The 1,811-nt window shown below is 62.7% G+C and carries 3 protein-coding genes; all 3 read right to left on the reverse strand.

The features are described from left to right. Window positions 1-95: 95 nt before the first annotated feature. Entirely contained in the window at window positions 96-830 is a 735-nt protein-coding gene (locus EOB59_RS34625; protein ID WP_206622106.1) for a transposase, read from the reverse strand. Next, on the reverse strand, window positions 820-1,245 hold the full coding sequence (locus EOB59_RS34630) for a hypothetical protein (protein ID WP_128177946.1): 426 nt from the start codon (window positions 1,243-1,245) through the stop codon (window positions 820-822). Before EOB59_RS34630 ends, EOB59_RS34625 begins: the two co-directional genes overlap by 11 nt. Window positions 1,246-1,253: 8 nt before the next feature. Beyond that, window positions 1,254-1,811, reverse strand: a 558-nt coding sequence (locus EOB59_RS34635) for a transposase (protein ID WP_164895853.1), incomplete at its 5' end; no start/stop codon positions are given.

Consider the following 1,811-nt stretch of genomic DNA (forward strand, 5'->3'; position numbering starts at 1 on the left):
ATCTTGAGGGGTACCGTCGGCTTAACTCGGAATGAAGTAACCGGGGCAAAAGCGGCGGCGTTTGGGCGCGTCGATCGTCGATCTGCTGTTGGGGTTCAGCGAGCGGCGAGGAGAACGGGAAGCGGTAGGATCTTGCTGCCAGGGATGCCGAGGCGGTCGCCGAGATAATCCCAGAAGCTGACACCGAGCTTGTTGCAGGTCTTCATCATGCTGAGCATGGTGTCGCGGGCGGCACGGCCCTGGTCGCTGTGGGTTCCGCCGCTGATCTTGCGCCGGGTCACCACGCTGCGGATATCGTTCTCCGAGCCGTTGGTGTGGAGCGGAATGTCCGGGCGTTGGAGGATCTTCAGGAAGCTTTGGCGGTCGGTCCGGATGCGCGCGAGTAGACGGTCGAGGGTCACGAACCTGGCCCTGGTCTTCATGCCGACGATCCGGTCGAACCGCCGGGCCAGTTCCCTGGCTCTTCGGGGCGTGGGATCCAGACACCACGCCTTGATGTCGTTGTAGAGCCACCAGATCCGGCTCTGGATCAGGGCCTTGGCGCGGCGCTGCGGTTCGGTGAAGCTATCGAGGGCATGGATCTGCCGCTCCATATGGACCCAGCACCGCGCGTGCTCGCCGATTGCGAACTGGCCCGCCCCATCACTGAGGATGACGGTGCCGTCGAGGGCCTTTGCCTCGGTCAGACCGCCCCACAACGCGCCTTCACTGGCGATGCGGAACGGGTCCAGAGGGCCATCCTTGGGCTCCAGGCCATGGGCGAGTAGATGGGCGGTAATTACCCACTCCCTCGCCCCCTCGATGCGGCACGGTGCGTCGTCACTCGTCATCGATGTCCGGGTACTGCGGGGGAGCCTTGCCGATCTTGCTGACGATCCTCGGGTAATTGGCATCGGGCTGCGCCTGCCCTGTTCCAATAACTTCAACGCGGAAGCGCCACTCGTCACCGTAGTCGTACAAGAAGGTCATTGCCGAGCCCACCTTCTGGAAGGCTGTGGTGACGCGCGTGCCCTTCACGCTGCGAGAGCCGCCCCCCTCTATGTCGGCGAAGAGTTCGAACCGCAGGGGCGAGTCGAACAGCTTTCCCGTCAGCTTTGAATAGTAGGCGTGGTTCAAGTCGAAGCCAAATGCCGCTACGATGGCTTCGGCCAGATCCGCCAGCGTGCTCGAACTCGACACCTCGATGTCCCGACAAAGCCGTGCCCGAAGAGAGGCTCGGAAGATCAAGGTCGCGGGCTCAGTCATAGCGGATTTCAGGCGCTGACGGTTTGAAGGATGATTTTGAAGGGGTTCGTGCCTGGCGCGAGACGAGCCGTGTCGACGACGGTTCGAATGTCGGCTTCGCCCTGGGCGGCCCACATGGCGCGATAGCCGTTGGTGATCTTCCGTTGAACGACGGCGGGTCTCAGCGCCCGTTCGCAGGCGTTGTTCGTCGCGTCGACCATTCCTGGCCATTGGACAAAGGTCAAAAGTTGATCGCGAGCTCGCCTGAACTTGTTTTGGATATCGCGGGCCAGATCGCACGACGTTGTGGTGGCGAAGATATCGTCCAGACTTCGCTCCAGGGCGCGACGCTTGCCGGCGATGGTCGAGGCGGCGAAGGTTTCGATACCGTCGGCTAGGGCGAAGGCCCTTTGCAGCCAACGCTTGAGCCGTGAGGGCAGCATGTCTTCACTTGCCTCGTCCGCATAGGCGACGTCGCGGGCAAGATGCGCCAGGCAGGTCTGATGCGCATTTGCGTGACCTTGTTGCGCGGCATAGCGATCGGAACACCAGACGTCGGGCCGATGGCCGTCCATCAGGGTCCGGAC

The sequence above is a fragment of the Mesorhizobium sp. M7A.F.Ca.MR.176.00.0.0 genome (assembly GCF_004023165.1).
In the GTDB taxonomy this organism is placed as follows: Bacteria; Pseudomonadota; Alphaproteobacteria; order Rhizobiales; family Rhizobiaceae; genus Mesorhizobium.